Below are 17,170 nucleotides of genomic sequence, written 5' to 3'. Positions count from 1 at the left end.
TAGAAATCTTCTTAGCCTTTCAGATTGAGAGGCTGTCCATTTTATATCTTTGTCTAACAAAACGAATTTTAAGTAGAAAATAATGGAGGAATATAGAGATATATGTTGTTTTTATGTGAAATATAACGATAATGATTTTTATTTAGATTAAGAGTTTTATTTCATGGGTAGATGGATTTCTCAAAATCGGATCTTTGCTAAAAGTGCTATTTATCTTGCACTTTATAGTTGTTGGATTGGGACAAGTTATGCTGCGACGGAAGCAACAACAGAACAAACAAATGCTTTACCCATGATCGTTGTCACAGCAGAAAATAATACAGAAAATAACTACACTAAAAAGAATGCCAGTACATCTACTAAACTCGATTTGAGTATAAAAGAAACCCCACAATCTGTTTCAGTGATTACACGCAAACAAATCGAAGATATGGGGGCGACAAATTTGGGTGATGCATTATTAAATACAACAGGGATTTTGCTAACAGGGGATAATACGGAGAGAACCAACTTTTCAATTCGAGGGTTTAATGTTGGAGATGGTTGGAATTCAAATATATTGCAATATGATGGGGTTGCTGTAAATGCAAGTAATGTCACCTCATCTAAACCAGATATGGCAACCATTGAAAGTATTGAAGTATTACGAGGGGCAGCAGGGTTAATGCAAGGTTCAGGAGAACCGTCTGGTGCAATTAATCTTATTCGTAAAAAACCAACAGAAACTTTTCAAGCAAGTGGTGCTGTAAGTTATGGCTCATGGAACACAGTACGTGGAGAAATGGATGTTTCTGGTCCATTGAATCAATCTGGGAGCGTGCGTGGTCGTCTAGTGGCGGCAGGTCAAGATGGTGATTCATTTATGAAATCTGTTACTCGTGATTCTAATGTTTTATATGGAATCGTGAGCAGTGATTTAACTGAAAATACGCTATTGAATATTGGATATTCACGTCAAGGTGAACATGCAGTTCCCGTCAATACAATTCCTAACTATTTTAATGGTACTAAAATAGGCATCGATAATTCTAACTGTGGTTGTGATTACAGAGATTTTTGGGATAAAACCAATACACAAGGCTTCTTAGATATTAGCCATAAATTTGATAATGGGTGGGAAGTAAAAGCCAGCTATTTGAAGGCAAGATATGTCATGGATATGGCATTTACATCACTGGGATTATCTTCAACTACGACAAGTGCAGATAATGCTTTGGCAACTGTTTATAAGTACGGATATAACTATGAGCAAAAATTAGATATTTATGATTTTTTTGCAAAAGGTACATATCGATTATTTGGCCGTGAGCATGACCTAGTATTTGGCGCAAATCACAGTAAAAGTAATATTACAGGGGCATGGACAAGTTGGGACCAAGTTCTAGAAGATTATAGTTTGGTTGGTGGGGGGGAAACACCAACGCGTGACTATTTATACGTCAATATCAAAAATTACAGTCCTTATCAATTACCTTATATCGCGCCACGTTATCAAAATACCAGTGTTGATCAGGTACGTCAGACAGGATTCTATCTCACCACTCGCTTAAATATTATTGATCCTCTCAAAGTTATTGCAGGTGTGCGCCAAAGCAATTATGAAAGTGTAAACGAATATAAGAAATCTAATATTTTAACACCCTACTTTGGACTTACTTACGATATCAATGATGCATTGACTGCATATGCGAGTTATACCGATACTTTTGTTGTTCAAAATGCTAAAGATCGTTATGAGACATTACTTGATCCAGTACAAGGTAATGTTTATGAAATTGGTTTGAAAGCAGGTCTTTGGGATGATCGTTTAATTGCATCAGTTGCTGGATTTAAAACCAATCAAATAAATCGGTCAATACGAGATGAAAGTTCGAAAGGTCAGTGTCCGTTTAATGGTGGTGAGGCTTATTGTAATGTTGCATCGGGTGAGGTGATCAGTAAAGGGATTGAAACTGAGATTCGTGGTGAAATTATCCCCAATCTTAATTTAAGTTTCGGCTATACATACAATACTACGGAATATGCAAACGACCCTACAAATCAAGGTTTGGTTTTTAATGAGGATACGCCTGAACATATTGCACGTTTATTTGCGACCTATAAGTTTGCAAATAATTTAATCCTAGGCGGCGGTGCAAATTATCAAAGTACTTGGAAAGTGGGTCGTTATAGCGAACATCCTTATCGTCAGCCTGGATATACGATTGCTAACTTGGTGGCGAGTTATCCATTAAGTGATAAAGTGAATATTGCATTGAATATCAATAATATTTTTGACAAAGAATATTATTCACAAATTTATAGTGATGGAACTATTCGTTTTGGTAATCCTCGAAATGCAACGCTCACCTTACGCGCAAAGTTTTAAATCAATCGAAGGATGGCTGATATTTTCAGCCATTCACTAAAATAACAATCCAATTGACACCTTAAAATACACTCAAAACCTCAACAAATTTTCTTAATTAAATTTTTTATAAATTTATAGACGACTGGTCTATTATTAATTTATAGTGTGTATATGAAACGATCAGATAAAAGTGAAGCGACTCGACAACATATCTTAAATACTAGTTTTAAGTTGGTATTACATAAAGGTTTTGTCGGCGTCGGCTTACAGGAAATTTTAACGACTTGCGGTGTACCCAAAGGCTCGTTCTATTATTACTTTTCTTCCAAAGAAGCATTTGGTTGTGCGCTTTTACAGCAATACCTTGCTGATTATAAAGTGAAAATCGATCAATTAATTCTACAAGAAGAGCGGAGTGCTTATGCGCGTTTAGTTGCACTTTGGCAAGCATGGATTGATGATCCATGCCATAACGATGGTGGTTGGGCTGAGAATTGCCTAATTGTAAAACTTGCAGCTGAGGTTTCAGATTTATCGGAAGATATGCGTCAGATTTTAAATTTTGGTGTAACCAAGCTGACAGAACGCATTGCAAATTTACTTAGTGACGGACAACAGGATGGCTCAATTCCACAACATATTGAGCCTGAGAAAATGGCACAAACCATGTATCAACTCTGGTTAGGCGCAGCTTTATTGGCGAAACTTGCACAGAACAAACAGCCACTTTATCTGGCTTTAGAAACCACACAGCAATTACTAAAACCTATATAGGAACAACAAATGAAAAGTATTATTCATCATATTTTTGGCGAACCTGTCGACGTATTAGCATCAGCAGAAATGCCAAAGCCAGAGCCAAAAGCAGGCGAAGTTCGTATTAAAATGATTTTATCTCCGATGCATAACCATGATGTTTGGACGGTGAGAGGCAGTTATGGCTATAAGCCAACACTTCCTGCGATTGGGGGGAGTGAAGCCGTTGGTGTGATTGATGCTGTTGGTGAGGGTGTCGATGCTGTATCTGTTGGGCAACGTGTTGCAGTGGCTGCGGTCCATGGCAGTTGGGCAGAATACTTTATTGCACCTGCCCATAGTGTGGTTCCTTTAATTGATGCAATAGATGATGAAACCGCTGCACAATTGATTGGTATGCCGATTAGTGCACTGATGTTGTTAGATTTTATTGATTTAAAACAAGATCAGTGGCTTATCCAAAACACAGCCAATGGCGCTGTGGGTAAAACTGTTGCGATGATTGCGCACGCTCGCGGTCAAAAAGTCATTCATTTAGTTCGCCGTAGTGATGCAGTTGCAGAAATGAATGGTTTAGGTATTCAAAATGTAGTGGCGACTGATCAAGTGGATTGGAAAGATCAAGTAAAAGCGATACACGCAGATCAACCTTTAATTGCTGGGGTAGATTCAATTGGCGGTAAAGCCAGTGGTGAAATGTTGGCTTTACTCAGTGAAAATAGTGTATTGGTTTCATTTGGCAGTATGACGGGTGAACTGATGCAAATTTCATCAGGTGATCTTATTTTCAAACAAGCCACAGTAAAAGGCTTCTGGGCGAGTGTGGTCAATAAGCAATTGTCTGCTGAACGCAAAAAAGAGTTAATTGTAGAATTGTTGACTTTAGCTGCTCAGAAAAAATTGGTGTTGCCTGTTGAAGGTATCTTTAGTTTTGATCAGATTCAAAATGCGGCAGCCAAAGCCACTCAAGGTGCACGCCAAGGCAAAGTATTATTAAAACCATAAATATATTTGAGGTAGATCAGTTGTAAGACTGATCTATGACCAATTTTAAAAATAAGGAAAAAACGATGATTGGACAAATTTTAATTGCCTTAATTGCACTGTTACATGTGTATATTTTAGTTTTAGAGATGTTCTTATGGGACAAACAATACGGTTTAAAAGCATTTGGGAATACGCCTGAAAAAGCACAGCTCACCAAAGTCATGGCACAAAATCAAGGTTTATATAATGGGTTTTTAGCTGCTGGTTTATTTTGGTCTTTATGTGCACCTGCAATTTATGCATTATCACTGGCGAATTTCTTTTTAGGCTGTGTGTTGGTTGCTGGGATTTATGGCGGTATGACTGCAAGTAAGAAAATTATTTATATACAAGCGATTCCTGCAGCTTTGGCATTAATTGTTGTGAATTTGAATTACTAAAGTAAGGGGCTTACCTAGCCCCTTACTTTAAATTTATTCAAAAATAATTTGATTAAACAGCAACATCAGTGCGATCAATAAAATTAAGCTTGGATAATGATATTAATTTATTTATTAATACCTCTGATGTTGGCGAACTTCAATTGACTCTAATCCATCTATTCGCCTGCTTTGTAATGCGTAGGCAATTTGATCCAATCTTCACGCGATAAATAGCTGATATGCTCTGTACGGTAATCTGCTAGAAACTGATTATATTTATCTGTTTCAGTATGATGATGCTTAAAGCCACATTTTGCTTGTGCTTTATGTGACTGTTCATTATCTGCAAAGTAACCACACCATAAAGCTTGTAATTGCAAATCTTCATAGGCATGTTGCATGACTGCCTTAACAGCCTCAGGTATAAAACCATTTCCCCAAAAGGGAACACCAATCCAGTAAGCCACTTCTGCTTCATTATCTGCAATATCGAAATTACTGTCTTGCCCAATCAGTAGACCAACCATACCAATGGCTCGATTGTCATGCTTTTTTGCAAGCGCATAGACTTCATCATGTGCAAAAACTGTCTGAATATACTCTAAACTTTGTGCCTGACTTTCATGTACCGGCCAGCCCGCAATTGGCCCAACGCGTTCATCTTTTGCATATTCATATAAACTTTCTGCATCACTTTCTTGCCAAGGTCGTAAAATTAACCGTTCAGTTGTCAAAATCATATTGTAAAGTCGCTTATAAAATTCATCAAATTTCAAAAGGAACTATAGGTATTTTAGGCGCTTATTACTATTACCAAATTTTGGCAATTTCGGTACTTTTCAAAACAAAATCATTATAATTAGGCAGATATTTAATAAATTTTATTCAAAATGCAAAGTGATCTAAATTTTCTTCATCAAAATGTAAAAGATTATCTATGGAGGACAAGTAATCTAAGTGATTCGTTAAATCAACCTTTATTGTTAGCGTATTGTTCACTTATTTTTGTCAAAGAAGGTCTAGTCACACTACCTCACCTTAAAAAAGATTTACCAACTGGAACTGTTAAAAGCATCTTAAAGCAAGCCGGTCTTGAGTGACCCACTGCATCCAAGCTTCATTTTCTCCAAAAGAGGTGAGTATGTTATATCCAATTGCAGTAGAAAAAGACTCGAATGATGAAGCCTATGGCGTGATTGTTCCTGATATTCATGGATGTTTTTCTGCGGGAGATACTTTTAAAGAAGCATTAAGCAATGCGAAAGAAGCCATTGCAGATCATTTGGAGATTCTCGCAGAAGATGGCAAAAATATTCCTTTGGCATCAGAAGTAAGTAAATTTCTTAACGATGAAGAGTTTAAAGGCTTTATCTGGGCAGTCCTAGATGTTGATGTGAATCGTTATTTAGGTAAGGCTGAAAAAATTAATGTCACTTTACCAAGTCGCTTAATTTATCTCATAGAAGATAAAGTGGGTAAAGATAAGCAGTATAAAACCCGTTCTGCAGCAGCTGGTGCAGAAAAAATACTGCAAGCTTCATCCATAGCTAATCAAAAAGCCCCACTCAATTGAGTGGGCTTCTGAATATTTAAAGAAAAGTGAATGAGTATTAAAACGAATACTCAGCAAGAAGCAAAATATTTTTAGAAAGTCCACTGTTCACTGCCGAGTAGGCAGCTTAGAAATGTAGACGGATTCTACCACCACAGTCGTGCTAGTCTACTGCCATACAGGCAGCTTAAAAGAAGCCAACACAACATATTTTAATATGTTAACTAATTCACACTTTTATTAGAAAAAATATTTACATGATTTTTAACATTAAAAAATTGAAGAGTACATGGATATCCTAAGAACATTTCCTCCATAAACCTGTTCCTAAATACAAATATTAATTTTCTCTCTTAGCAAGTATTGCTCACTGAAAATATCTAATGGCAATGAAACACGAATAATAAAAATAGTGCTTAAAACATGTCTGTGCTTGATTCTTAGGATAAGTCCGGGGGGAGGGTAGAGTCGTTGCATGGTTGCAGTCATTCTAAATTTTTTAAATAAGCATGCTTAATTTTGATCAAACTCTACGAGCAAAATTAACTTAAAAAGATGCTTTACTAGATTGATAACAGCTCTAAATTGAGGCTGAAATAACGTGAATTTAACTTGTTCATGAAAAATTTACAAAAAAAAATTCTTTAAATAAAACTGAAATATCAATTTAATGATTATTTAACATATTGAAATATATGGCTAAATAATTTATCTCAAAAAATACAAATTTATATACGCTTGTATCTATTTATTATGAAAAGTGTGACTTTGTTTACATTTTTGTCCCAGTGTGCATAATAGCCATCGACCAACACTAATCATTTTTTGTTTGTATAGGATATTTGGTATGAAAAACATTTTTTTAGCAGCATCAGTTTCAATTTTAGGAATTTCTAGTGCTTTTGCAGCAGATGGCACAATCACAATTAACGGTTTAGTGACTGACAAAACTTGTGACATCGTGACTCCACAAGGTAAAGATTTCACTGTTACTCTTCCAACAGTATCTAAGCAAACTCTTGCTAAAACTGGTGATATCGCAGGTCGTACGCCATTCACGATCAACTTGGCGAACTGCTCTGAAGGTAAAGTTGCAACTTATTTTGAACCAGGTTCAACAGTTGACTTTGGTACAGGTCGTTTAAACAACACAGATGCAACTGGTGCAAAAAACGTACAAGTTCAATTGTTAGGTTCAAATAACCAATTCATCCCTGTACTTGCTGCTGGTGCTTCTGGTGCACAAGCTAACTCTCAGTGGGTAGATGTTGCTGACAAAGGTGCAGCAGACCTAAATTACTATGCTGAATATTATGCAACTGATGCATCTGCTGCTGGTAAAGTAACTACTTCTGTTCAATACACTATTATCTATCAATAATTTTTTATTGAATGGTACGGAGCTAGATTGCCTGGCAAACTAGCTCTTTTACTTTGTTTTAGATAGAGATAATCGTTATGTTCTTGAATCACTCCTTTCTTAAAAAAGGTTTACTCGCATTTTTAATTCCGTTTGGTGCAGCAAATGCTGAAATCATCATTCATGGTACACGTGTGATTTATCCATCTGATGCACGTGAAATTACTTTACAAGTAAGTAATAACGGAAATAATCCTGCATTGGTTCAAGCATGGATTGATGAGGGAGATGCGAAATCGACTCCAGATCAATCAAAAGCGCCTTTTATGATTACACCGCCTATATCGCGTGTAGAAGCTAAAAAAGGGCAGTCTTTACGGATTACCAGTTTGCCTAATACAAATGAGTTAAGTAAAACTCAAGAAACACTTTTTTGGTTAAATATTCTTGATATTCCGCCAAAACCTTCTGCGAAAGATCAGAATGTTATACCAGACAACTTTTTACAACTTGCCATTCGATCACGTATTAAGTTTTTTTATCGCCCAACTGGAATTAAAGAAGATGTCGCTTTGGCACCTGAAAAATTACAGTGGAGCAATAACGGTACTCAGTTAACTGTAAAAAACCCAACACCATTTCATATTACCTTGACCTCTATTATGCAGGATCAATCAGGCAAACGCGTTGACTTGATTTCACAAGGCTTAATGTTGAAACCATTTTCTGATGGAACTGTGAATTTAAAAAATTCTAATGTCTCTAAGATGACCTTTACCACAATCAATGATTATGGTGGTCGTATAGAGCGAAATATTAAATTTTAATAGATTGCACAAGTCTTTAAGTTTCTTGAACACGAGAAATTTAAAGCACCTTCGCAGTGATGATTTAATCATTCCATTTATCTGATATTAAGCGAGTAAAAAACCCTATTCATTTGTTGATAGGCAGACTTCTTTATGCAAAAAAATGAACAAAGCTACAAGTGGATCAAGCGACATATTAGTTACTATGTGGCTTGTGGGGTTATTACACTCAGCATTCCTGCTTTAGTTAATGCATCTGAAACTGACTTAAAAGAGGCTGAAAAGTCTCCGGCTGCTGCAGAAGCAGAATTTGATTCGGCTTTTTTAATTGGCGATGCCAAAAAGATAGATGTAAACCGCTTTAAATATGGTAACCCTGTCTTACCAGGTGACTATAATGTTGATATTTATGTCAATGGTAACTGGTTTGGTAAACACCGTATGGTGTTTAAAGCAACTGAAAATAATCAAAATGCTTTTACCTGCTTTAACTCAAATCAATTATTAGAATATGGCGTAAAAGCAGAGGTATTAAAAAAAGGCGATAGCTTTGCTTTGACTGGTTGTCAGAAAATCGAGGAATGGGTTGAAGATTCTTTTTATGAATTTGATACTTCACGTTTACGTGTAGATATTTCAATTCCACAAGTTGCAATGCAAAAGAATGCCCAAGGCTATGTCGATCCAAGCGTATGGGATCGTGGGATCAATGCTGCATTTCTATCTTATAATGCTAGTGCATATAAAACATTTAATAAAATGCAAGGTGGGGAAGAAACCACAAACGCGTTTACTTCGGTTACAGCTGGTGCAAATTTGGCAGGTTGGCAATTGCGCCATAATGGTCAATGGCAGTGGCAAGACCGCACCACGACAGAAAATAAATCTAAATCAAGCTATGACTCAATTAACACCTATGTTCAGCGTGCATTTCCTCAATACCGTGGCGTATTGACTTTAGGTGAAAGCTTTACCGATGGTGAAATTTTTGATTCATTTGGTTATCGCGGTTTGGATTTTTCCAGTGATGACCGTATGTTACCGAACAGTATGATTGGTTATGCACCACGTATTCGAGGTAATGCAAAAACCAATGCAAAGGTTGAAGTACGTCAGCAAGGTCAATTAATTTATCAAACGACTGTTGCACCCGGTAGTTTTGAAATTAATGATCTCTACCCAACAGGGTTTGGTGGTGAACTTGAAGTTTCTATTTTAGAAGCCAATGGCGAGATTCAACGCTATTCAATTCCTTATGCATCTGTTGTTCAAATGCTTCGCCCAGGAATGAGTCGTTATTCTGTATCAATGGGTCAATTCCGCGATAAAGATATTGATTTAGATCCATTTATTGTACAAGGGAAATATCAACGCGGTATCAATAACTCAATCACTGCTTATGGTGGTGTACAGTTTTCAGAAGACTATTCAGCAGTAACTTTGGGTAGTGCTTTTGCAACGCCAATTGGTGCAATCGCAGTCGATGTGACACATTCACAAGCAGATTTTGAACGTCGTAAGAGTGAAAGTGGGCAAAGCTTCCGTATCAGTTATAGTAAATTAATTACGCCAACAGATACCAATTTGACTTTGGCTGCATATCGTTATTCTACAGAAAATTTTTATAAGCTACGTGATGCGATATTGGTACAAGACCTAGATAATAAAGGCATTAGCTCAGCGCATGTAGGTAAACAACGTAGTGAATTTCAGATCACTCTGAATCAGGGCTTACCGCGTGATTGGGGGAATATTTATGCAACAGGTTCTTGGGTGGATTATTGGAATCGCCAAGAAACAACGCGTCAGTATCAAGTCGGATATAGCAATAGCTATCGTGGGTTAACTTATGGTTTATCAGCAATTAAACGTATTGTTGAAAACAATGCGACAAGTATAAGTAATAGTGATACTGAGTATATGCTGACCCTTTCATTGCCACTTTCATTTAAGAAAAACTCAGCGAACTTTAACTCGATTATGACGCAAGATAATGCGACTGTTGGGGTAAGTGGCATAGTGGGCGATCGTTTTAACTATGGTACATCTGTATCTACTCGCTATGGTGATAATCCTAGTGCCAATTTGAATGCCCAATATCGTACAAACTATGCGACCGTTGGTGGATCATACAGTGTTGCAGACCGTTACCAACAAGCAATGTTGACGGCACGTGGTAATATTGTTGCTCATCCTGAAGGTGTTTTGTTTGGACCAGATCAGGGACAAACCATGGTCTTGGTGTATGCGCCTGAAGCAGCTGGTGCAAAAGTAAATAATGCAACAGGTTTAAGTATCAATAAATCTGGTTATGCTGTGATTCCATATGTAACACCGTATCGTTTAAATGATATTACTCTTGATCCTCAAGGAATGTCGACAGATGTGGAGTTGGATGGTACAAGTCAGCGTATCGCACCCTATGCAGGTTCGATTTCACAAGTGAGTTTTGCAACTAAAATTGGTAAAGCAATTTATATCCGCAGTAAAAAAGAAAATGGTGATACCTTACCTTTTGCAGCAGAAGTATTTGATACAAAAGGTGAAAATATTGGGATGGTTGCACAAGGTAGTATGGTTTACTTAAGAACCAATACTACAGCAGACTCGGTTACAGTAAAATGGGGCGAAAATGCCAACGAGCAATGCCGCATTCAATATGACGTTTCTGCGCAAGCAGCAGACAAAAAGCAAAATATGATTATGGCGGAAGGTGTATGTCAATGAACGGTAAAGTTTTAAATCGTATTCTCTTGCTCATTGCTGGGACTGTGAGTTCAGGGACGTATGCTGCATGTATACCAGATCGTGGTTTCTCTACTGTTGATGTGAGCATGGCAGTAGGACGTGTTGTGGTGAGACCAAGTGACCCTGTAGGAAAGGTTTTACGCAAAGCCTCTTTTCCAATTAGACCCAATGGTTCGACGTATAGTTGTGGTAGTTATGGGACACTTGGTGCAGTTTTAACTCAAAACTATTCACTTAGCCCGATCGGTAATTCGGTTTATAACACCAATATTGATGGGATTGGAATTCGCTTATACCGGGAAGCACCAACAGCTCCTGGTTTTGCCGATTATTATCCTTATACACGAAGTGCGAGTGGTAGACGTGTTTTGGCTGAAGGTTTTTTTATTGTTGAAATTGTTAAAACGGCGACATCAACAGGATCTGGCGCACTGGTTCCAGGCACATATAGTAGTTATCGTTCTGGTGAACGCCCAAGCCCGCCTTGGTTAACCAGTACGGTATATGGGAATGCGATTACTATTGCGTCTTCTTCATGTGAAATATTGGGAAATATTAATAAAACCGTGACACTGCCAACCGTAAATAAGGTTGATTTTAAAGGTGTTGGTTCAACGCAAGGTGAGCAAGCCTTTGATCTCAACATTTTGTGTAATGGTGGTAAAAACCCTAGTGGTTATGAAGAAAGCAATAAAATCAGCCTAAGCTTTGATTATGATGCGGTGAGTAGTAGCACTCAAAATGTACTTGCGAATACAAATACCGCAGGAAGCAGTGCATCAGGTGTTGGCGTACAATTGCTTTCACAATATAAAAATTCGAATAAAGTGATTGCTAAAAATGACAAGCTAGAATTAGGCACGTTAAAGTCAAATGATAATATTCAATATAATGTGCCAATGACTGCGCGTTACTATCAGACTGCAACCAAAGTGATGCCCGGAAAAGTACGAGCTATGGCAACCGTCACAATTGAATATGATTAATTGATGTAAATCATATTTTTTAAAATTATTTTTTTATTTATTGATTGGAAAATCTTGTATTAATAATAAGGTTATGTAATTAATTAACTACACCATTTCTTTAGAGGGGAATGAGATGGAGTTAAATAAAAAACTATCCTTTTTATTAATAACATTTACAACGATATCGAGTTTAAGTTTAGCCACTTACGCAGAGGAGATTCATTTTCAAGGGCAAATTGTAGAATTTACATGTGAAAAGGATTCTAATAATTCTAATTGCAAAGTGATTGATAATACGATTGATGTACTGAGAAAAACCAGCATAATAGATAGCTTTAATTTCAATAGCTTAGTTGATAAAAATGCCAATAGTATGGCGCATTTAAAAATTCAAGATTTGGAGAGTGATCAGCATAAAATATTGGTGGTAGATTATTATTAAGCCAATTAATATGTGAAATAAATAACATAAATTAAAAAATATGTTGTGTGATAAGTTAAAATATAATCTGATTACTTAGCTTGGATTATATTTTAATTCGTATTAAAAATAACCAAATTTAAATGTTTGTATATTATTTTATCGGTTGAACGGTTTTTCTTAATATATCCATAAAGGTTTTTAAGATAATATTATAGTTTTTCCCTTTATGTGTAATCAGACATATCGGTGTACTATAATGCATTCTCTCCTTTAAAATGGGTTGCATCAAACCATCTTGGACCCATTTTTTCGCATAATGATCGGGTAAAAACCCCATAAATTTTCCTGAAAGAATCAGAAAAGCAATACCTTCTCGATCACTGGCTGTCGCTGAACAGTTCAAGCGTTGATGTAACTTCATTGCATCGGGGGTAATCGCGTAATTGGGAAGAACTGTATTGCATCGTTTTAAGTCATCTAAACTTATTTCACCTAAATGCTGAAAGAGTGGGTGGTTTTGTCCACAATAGAGTGAAGACTCTTCGTTATATAAATGAAAATAATCTAGACCTGACAATGGACTCACCAACGGAATCGCACCAGCATGTAAGCGATTGTCCAAAACACGGCACTCAATATCTGACACTGTGCTCATACTAATATTAATAACCACCTCTGTATTTTCTTCCGCAAGCTGTGCCAATGTATTGGTGATATATGCACTAGGCATCGTGACTAAGTTATTAATAATACCAATATTAAATTCACCTTTGAGCTGATTATGCATTTGATTGATTTTGGCACGAAAGTCCTCAATCGAAGCGGTCAGTACTTCAATATATTGTAAAACTTCTCGACCTTCATCGGTGATGGAGAAGCCTGCTCGACCACGTTGACAGAGTCGAATCCCTAAGCGATTTTCCAGATCACTCATATGCAGACTAATGGCAGAACGACTGATCCCAAGGATACTTTCGGCAGCAGTGAAACTGTGACAATCACACACTGTTTTAAATATTTTGAGTAACTTTATATCAAAATCAGTAACTTGGTTTAATTTTTTAGGTTTCATTTAGTTTTGCTTTTTTATATCTAAACTCAAGATATTTTGAATTTATCAAAACTATTTCGCTTTGTACACTCAAGAGATAATCACAAAACAAGAAGAGTACTTATGTTCGATATCGATATATCAAATGACCGTGATGACGCATTGGAAGCCAGTCAGTCAAATGAGCAGATGAATTTAAATTATCAAGCCCATTGGATGCCATTTTCTGCAAACCGTAATTTTCATAAAGATCCGCGCATGATCGTGGGTGCAAAAGGATCGTATTTAATTGACAGTACTGGGCGTGAGATTTATGACTCATTGTCAGGGCTATGGACGTGCGGTGCAGGGCATACACTGCCTGAAATCCAGAAAGCCGTGAGTAAGCAATTGGCAAAATTGGATTACTCACCTGCATTCCAATTTGGACATCCTTTATCTTTTCAATTGGCTGAAAAAATAGTTCAGCTGATGCCGGAAAAATTGCAGCACGTATTTTTTACCGACTCAGGTTCAGAATCTGCGGACACTGCCATCAAGATCGCACGTGCCTATTGGCGTATTCAAGGAAAACCAAGCAAAACCAAATTGATTGGTCGGGCACGTGCCTATCACGGTGTAAACGTGGCGGGGACCAGTCTAGGTGGAATAGGCGGCAATCGTAAAATGTTTGGTCAATTGATGGATGTTGATCATTTGCCTCACACTTTGCAAGCGCACTTAAGTTTTACCCAAGGCTGTGCAGAGACGGGTGGGGTTGAGCTGGCTGATGAAATGCTCAAGCTGATTGAATTACATGATGCTTCTAATATTGCAGCAGTAATAGTAGAGCCTGTTTCAGGTTCAGCAGGGTGTATCGTGCCACCTGTTGGTTATTTACAACGCTTGAGAGAAATTTGTGACCAACACGATATTTTACTGATTTTTGATGAGGTGATTACAGGCTTTGGGCGCATCGGCAAATGGACTGCGGCAGAATATTTTGAAGTTATCCCAGATCTTTTGACTTTTGCTAAACAGATTACCAATGGTGCAATTCCATTAGGTGGTGTGGTCGCAAGCCATGAAATTTACAATGCATTTATGCAGCAAGATCTACCCGAACATGCGATTGAATTCACCCATGGCTATACCTATTCAGCCCATCCTGTTGCTTGTGCCGCTGCTCTAGCAACGCTGAATGTTCTTGAACAAGAAAATTTAATTTCTCAATCTGCTGACTTAGCGCCAAGGTTTGAAAAGCTTGTCCATGAGTTAAAAGGTTCACCTCATATTGTCGATATTCGGAACTGTGGATTGATTGGTGCATTGCAATTGGCACCGCGTGATGGCGATGCCACGATTCGAGCTTTTGAAATTGGAATGAAACTGTGGAAAGCCGGTTTCTATGTCCGTTTTGGCGGGGATACCATTCAGTTTGGCCCGATGTTTAACAGCACAGAAGTGCAATTAACGAGTTTGATGAATGCAGTAGGTGAAGCAATTTATCAGGTGAAATAAGTAAGATGAGCGCTTAAGCAAAAATGACACTAAATCACGTGGTATAGAAGGGAATGAGAATAGATAAGGAAATGTAATGAACAATTTAGAAAATTTTAATGGTGATAAGTTGATTGATGTTAATGCAATACAATCCTTCAAGCGGGTTGGATATTTTATTCACGACAGTCTGGTTGTTAAGTCGGCAAGAAAACACCCTCTATATCAACCAGCCACAGTAGAGATCCGTAAACAATTTGCGCTTGCTAATACCGTGTTGGTGAATCAGGTGCTTCAAATTGCACAACTGAAGTTTGGTTATCATGAAGATCAACAAAATGACTTTGGACCGCTCATTTCGCAAGTACATAACGATAAAGTTCAAGCTTTTATCCAAAGTGCTGAACATCAAGGTGCTAAAATCGTTGTCGATGGTTGTGATACCAAACCTATAGGTTATAAGACTGGATTTTTTGTTGACTCAACGCTAATTGATCAGGTTTCATCAGACATGACCAGTTATCAGCAAGAAATTTTTGACCCTGTTCTACAAGTGATTCGCATAGAAACCATGCAACAGGCGATGCAACTGATTAATGATCATGAGTATGGAGATGGCATCTGTATATATACCCGTGATGGGTATGCTTTTGGGCCAAATGGAGTGCATTTTTATACGCGTCGTAAAACCATTACCCCGTGTTGGCCTTCTTCACACGTTTGTGAAGCTAAGCTGTTTTCAATGCCCACCTTAAATTAATTTTTTGTGTATAGAGGGAAGGTCATTAATTTTCTCTATTTTTAATAAGGATTTAACAATGTAGATCACGATTTTAAAAGTATTTTTAAGGAATAAAATATGAATGGTGTTAAAACAACAAAATTAGGTGAAGGACTTTCCAATCGACATATCACGATGATTAGTATCGGTGGCGTTATTGGTGCTGGTTTATTTGTGGGCTCTTCAGCTGCAATTGCCAAAGCAGGTCCTGCTGCTGTACTGGCTTATATTATTACCAGTATTATCGTTTTTCTGGTGATGCGTATGCTTGGTGAAATGGCTGTTGCGCAACCAGATACAGGTTCATTTTCTACTTATGCCCGTAAAGCAATTGGCCCATGGGCAGGCTTTACCGTGGGATGGTTGTATTGGTGGTTTTGGGTTTTGGTGATCCCTATCGAAGCAATTGCAGGTGCTGAAATTTTACATGCATGGTTTCCTCAAGTTTCCAGTGCTATTTATGCCTTTGCTTTTATTATTTTACTCAGTTTAGCCAATTTCTTTAGTACCAAAAGTTTTGGTGAGTTTGAGTTTTGGTTTGCGTTAATTAAAGTTGTTGCAATACTGCTTTTTATTTTTATTGGTGCATCGGCAGTATTTGGGCTTTGGCCTTTAGCGCACGATGTTAGTGGTATTGGCCATTTATTTTCAAATGGCGGTTTTATGCCGCATGGAATGGGTGGTGTTCTATCAGCTATTTTAATTTCAGCATTTTCGTTTTTCGGTGTTGAAATCCTTTCCATTGCAGCAGCAGAGTCTAAAAATCCACAAGATAAAATTAAACGTGCTACCAATTTGGTGCTTTACCGAATTATCTTATTCTTTGTTGTTTCAATTTTCCTTGCGGTTGCTTTAGTTGATTGGCGTTCCCCAGATTTACAAAAATTGGGGACATTTCAATATGTCTTGGTCAGTCTCAATGTTCCTCAAACTAAATTGATTATGGACATGGTGGTCTTTATTGCAGTTGCAAGTTGTATGAATGCAGCTGTATATACCTCTTCACGTATGCTGTTTGCATTGGGTACACGTCAAGAAGCGCCAAAAGTTGTGACTAAAATTAATGATGCAGGTGTGCCGACAGTTGCAGTGTTTGCTTCAACTTTTGTTGGTCTGATTTGTTGCGCCGTGAATTATATGTTCCCTGGGCAAGTTTTTGGATTTTTACTGTCAACAACGGGTTCGATTGCGCTGGTGGTTTATTTAGTGATTGCAGTGTCTCAGTTACGCTCAAGACGTAAACTAGAAAAAATAGGGAAGCAAATTACCTTTAAAATGTGGTTATTTCCTTGGCTGACATGGTTTGTGATTGTCGTGATTATGAGTGTATTGGCATATATGTTTTTATCGCCTCAATATAGTTATGAGACCACCTTATCTTTAGGAGTAACCTCAGTTGTAGTAATTTGTGGAATTCTTGTGACTCGTAAGAATAAAACTACAAAGCGCATAGTAATGCATTTGGATTAAAGGATCATTTACG

General features: G+C 37.4%; 14 protein-coding genes and 2 pseudogenes. 14 read left to right on the top strand and 2 right to left on the bottom strand.

From position 1 onward, the window contains the following. The first annotated feature begins 163 nt into the window (after positions 1 to 163). The 4 genes from AC4CVF_RS13430 (at position 164) to AC4CVF_RS13415 (ending at position 4,533) form a co-directional block, all read left to right on the top strand. On the top strand, positions 164 to 2,368 hold the full coding sequence (locus AC4CVF_RS13430; protein ID WP_490789596.1) for a TonB-dependent siderophore receptor: 2,205 nt from the start codon (positions 164 to 166) through the stop codon (positions 2,366 to 2,368). A gap of 153 nt (positions 2,369 to 2,521) precedes the next feature. Beyond that, on the top strand, positions 2,522 to 3,124 hold the full coding sequence (locus AC4CVF_RS13425) for a TetR/AcrR family transcriptional regulator (protein ID WP_262085351.1): 603 nt from the start codon (positions 2,522 to 2,524) through the stop codon (positions 3,122 to 3,124). Positions 3,125 to 3,133: 9 nt separating this feature from the next. Further along, positions 3,134 to 4,111 (top strand): zinc-binding dehydrogenase, encoded by a 978-nt coding sequence (locus AC4CVF_RS13420; RefSeq protein WP_490789595.1) that lies wholly within the window; start codon positions 3,134 to 3,136, stop codon positions 4,109 to 4,111. A gap of 65 nt (positions 4,112 to 4,176) precedes the next feature. Further along, complete coding sequence (locus AC4CVF_RS13415) at positions 4,177 to 4,533, top strand: DUF1304 domain-containing protein (RefSeq protein WP_336952653.1); 357 nt, start codon at positions 4,177 to 4,179, stop codon at positions 4,531 to 4,533. Positions 4,534 to 4,691: 158 nt separating this feature from the next. Here the strand turns inward: AC4CVF_RS13415 and AC4CVF_RS13410 are convergent, their stop codons facing one another. Next, complete coding sequence (locus AC4CVF_RS13410; protein WP_419328423.1) at positions 4,692 to 5,255, bottom strand: GNAT family N-acetyltransferase; 564 nt, start codon at positions 5,253 to 5,255, stop codon at positions 4,692 to 4,694. 270 nt (positions 5,256 to 5,525) lie between these two features. Between AC4CVF_RS13410 and AC4CVF_RS13405 the strand changes: the two are divergent. The 7 genes and pseudogenes from AC4CVF_RS13405 to AC4CVF_RS13375 form a co-directional block, all read left to right on the top strand. Continuing rightward, positions 5,526 to 5,615: pseudogene (locus AC4CVF_RS13405) on the top strand (type II toxin-antitoxin system HicA family toxin); the annotation flags it as partial. A 41-nt stretch (positions 5,616 to 5,656) separates the two neighbouring features. Further along, positions 5,657 to 6,088 carry a type II toxin-antitoxin system HicB family antitoxin gene (locus tag AC4CVF_RS13400; RefSeq protein ID WP_490789594.1) on the top strand — a complete coding sequence of 144 codons (432 nt, stop codon included), beginning with the start codon at positions 5,657 to 5,659 and terminating at the stop codon, positions 6,086 to 6,088. 826 nt (positions 6,089 to 6,914) lie between these two features. Then, on the top strand, positions 6,915 to 7,448 hold the full coding sequence (locus AC4CVF_RS13395; RefSeq protein WP_336952651.1) for a fimbrial protein: 534 nt from the start codon (positions 6,915 to 6,917) through the stop codon (positions 7,446 to 7,448). Between the two features lie 77 nt (positions 7,449 to 7,525). After that, positions 7,526 to 8,254, top strand: a complete 729-nt coding sequence (locus AC4CVF_RS13390) for a fimbrial biogenesis chaperone (RefSeq protein WP_336952650.1) — start codon at positions 7,526 to 7,528, stop codon at positions 8,252 to 8,254. A 135-nt stretch (positions 8,255 to 8,389) separates the two neighbouring features. Beyond that, a complete protein-coding gene (locus AC4CVF_RS13385) occupies positions 8,390 to 10,963 on the top strand; it encodes a fimbria/pilus outer membrane usher protein (RefSeq protein ID WP_336952649.1) in 2,574 nt (857 codons plus the stop codon). Next, complete coding sequence (locus AC4CVF_RS13380; protein ID WP_336952648.1) at positions 10,960 to 11,970, top strand: fimbrial protein; 1,011 nt, start codon at positions 10,960 to 10,962, stop codon at positions 11,968 to 11,970. Before AC4CVF_RS13385 ends, AC4CVF_RS13380 begins: the two co-directional genes overlap by 4 nt. Positions 11,971 to 12,085: 115 nt before the next feature. After that, complete coding sequence (locus AC4CVF_RS13375; RefSeq protein ID WP_336952647.1) at positions 12,086 to 12,394, top strand: hypothetical protein; 309 nt, start codon at positions 12,086 to 12,088, stop codon at positions 12,392 to 12,394. A 133-nt stretch (positions 12,395 to 12,527) separates the two neighbouring features. On the opposite strand, the gene AC4CVF_RS13370 is transcribed toward AC4CVF_RS13375, so the two are convergent. Further along, on the bottom strand, positions 12,528 to 13,448 hold the full coding sequence (locus AC4CVF_RS13370; RefSeq protein WP_419328425.1) for a LysR family transcriptional regulator: 921 nt from the start codon (positions 13,446 to 13,448) through the stop codon (positions 12,528 to 12,530). Between the two features lie 102 nt (positions 13,449 to 13,550). Here AC4CVF_RS13370 and aptA point away from each other — a divergent pair, with 102 nt between their 5' ends. The 3 genes and pseudogenes from aptA to AC4CVF_RS13355 all read left to right on the top strand — a co-directional run bounded on the left by aptA (position 13,551) and on the right by AC4CVF_RS13355 (position 17,157). After that, on the top strand, positions 13,551 to 14,927 hold the full coding sequence (gene aptA / locus AC4CVF_RS13365) for an omega-aminotransferase AptA (RefSeq protein WP_490789593.1): 1,377 nt from the start codon (positions 13,551 to 13,553) through the stop codon (positions 14,925 to 14,927). A gap of 241 nt (positions 14,928 to 15,168) precedes the next feature. After that, a pseudogene (locus AC4CVF_RS13360) lies at positions 15,169 to 15,666 on the top strand (aldehyde dehydrogenase family protein); the annotation flags it as partial. Between the two features lie 99 nt (positions 15,667 to 15,765). Then, the gene (locus AC4CVF_RS13355) at positions 15,766 to 17,157 is read left to right on the top strand and encodes an amino acid permease (protein WP_419328428.1); all 1,392 of its coding nucleotides are present in this window, start codon (positions 15,766 to 15,768) and stop codon (positions 17,155 to 17,157) included. The last annotated feature ends 13 nt before the right edge of the window (positions 17,158 to 17,170 follow it).

Source organism: Acinetobacter sp. LipI_19 (assembly GCF_058242925.1).
This window is presented reverse-complemented; position numbering and strand designations above follow the sequence as displayed.

Coding starts and splice junctions, on each gene's coding strand:
- AC4CVF_RS13430 (WP_490789596.1), top strand. CDS start 164: ATGGGTAGATGGATTTCTCAAAATCGGATCTTTGCTAAAAGTGCTATT.
- AC4CVF_RS13425 (WP_262085351.1), top strand. CDS start 2,522: ATGAAACGATCAGATAAAAGTGAAGCGACTCGACAACATATCTTAAAT.
- AC4CVF_RS13420 (WP_490789595.1), top strand. CDS start 3,134: ATGAAAAGTATTATTCATCATATTTTTGGCGAACCTGTCGACGTATTA.
- AC4CVF_RS13415 (WP_336952653.1), top strand. CDS start 4,177: ATGATTGGACAAATTTTAATTGCCTTAATTGCACTGTTACATGTGTAT.
- AC4CVF_RS13410 (WP_419328423.1), bottom strand. CDS start 5,255: ATGATTTTGACAACTGAACGGTTAATTTTACGACCTTGGCAAGAAAGT.
- AC4CVF_RS13400 (WP_490789594.1), top strand. CDS start 5,657: ATGTTATATCCAATTGCAGTAGAAAAAGACTCGAATGATGAAGCCTAT.
- AC4CVF_RS13395 (WP_336952651.1), top strand. CDS start 6,915: ATGAAAAACATTTTTTTAGCAGCATCAGTTTCAATTTTAGGAATTTCT.
- AC4CVF_RS13390 (WP_336952650.1), top strand. CDS start 7,526: ATGTTCTTGAATCACTCCTTTCTTAAAAAAGGTTTACTCGCATTTTTA.
- AC4CVF_RS13385 (WP_336952649.1), top strand. CDS start 8,390: ATGCAAAAAAATGAACAAAGCTACAAGTGGATCAAGCGACATATTAGT.
- AC4CVF_RS13380 (WP_336952648.1), top strand. CDS start 10,960: ATGAACGGTAAAGTTTTAAATCGTATTCTCTTGCTCATTGCTGGGACT.
- AC4CVF_RS13375 (WP_336952647.1), top strand. CDS start 12,086: ATGGAGTTAAATAAAAAACTATCCTTTTTATTAATAACATTTACAACG.
- AC4CVF_RS13370 (WP_419328425.1), bottom strand. CDS start 13,448: ATGAAACCTAAAAAATTAAACCAAGTTACTGATTTTGATATAAAGTTA.
- aptA (WP_490789593.1), top strand. CDS start 13,551: ATGTTCGATATCGATATATCAAATGACCGTGATGACGCATTGGAAGCC.
- AC4CVF_RS13355 (WP_419328428.1), top strand. CDS start 15,766: ATGAATGGTGTTAAAACAACAAAATTAGGTGAAGGACTTTCCAATCGA.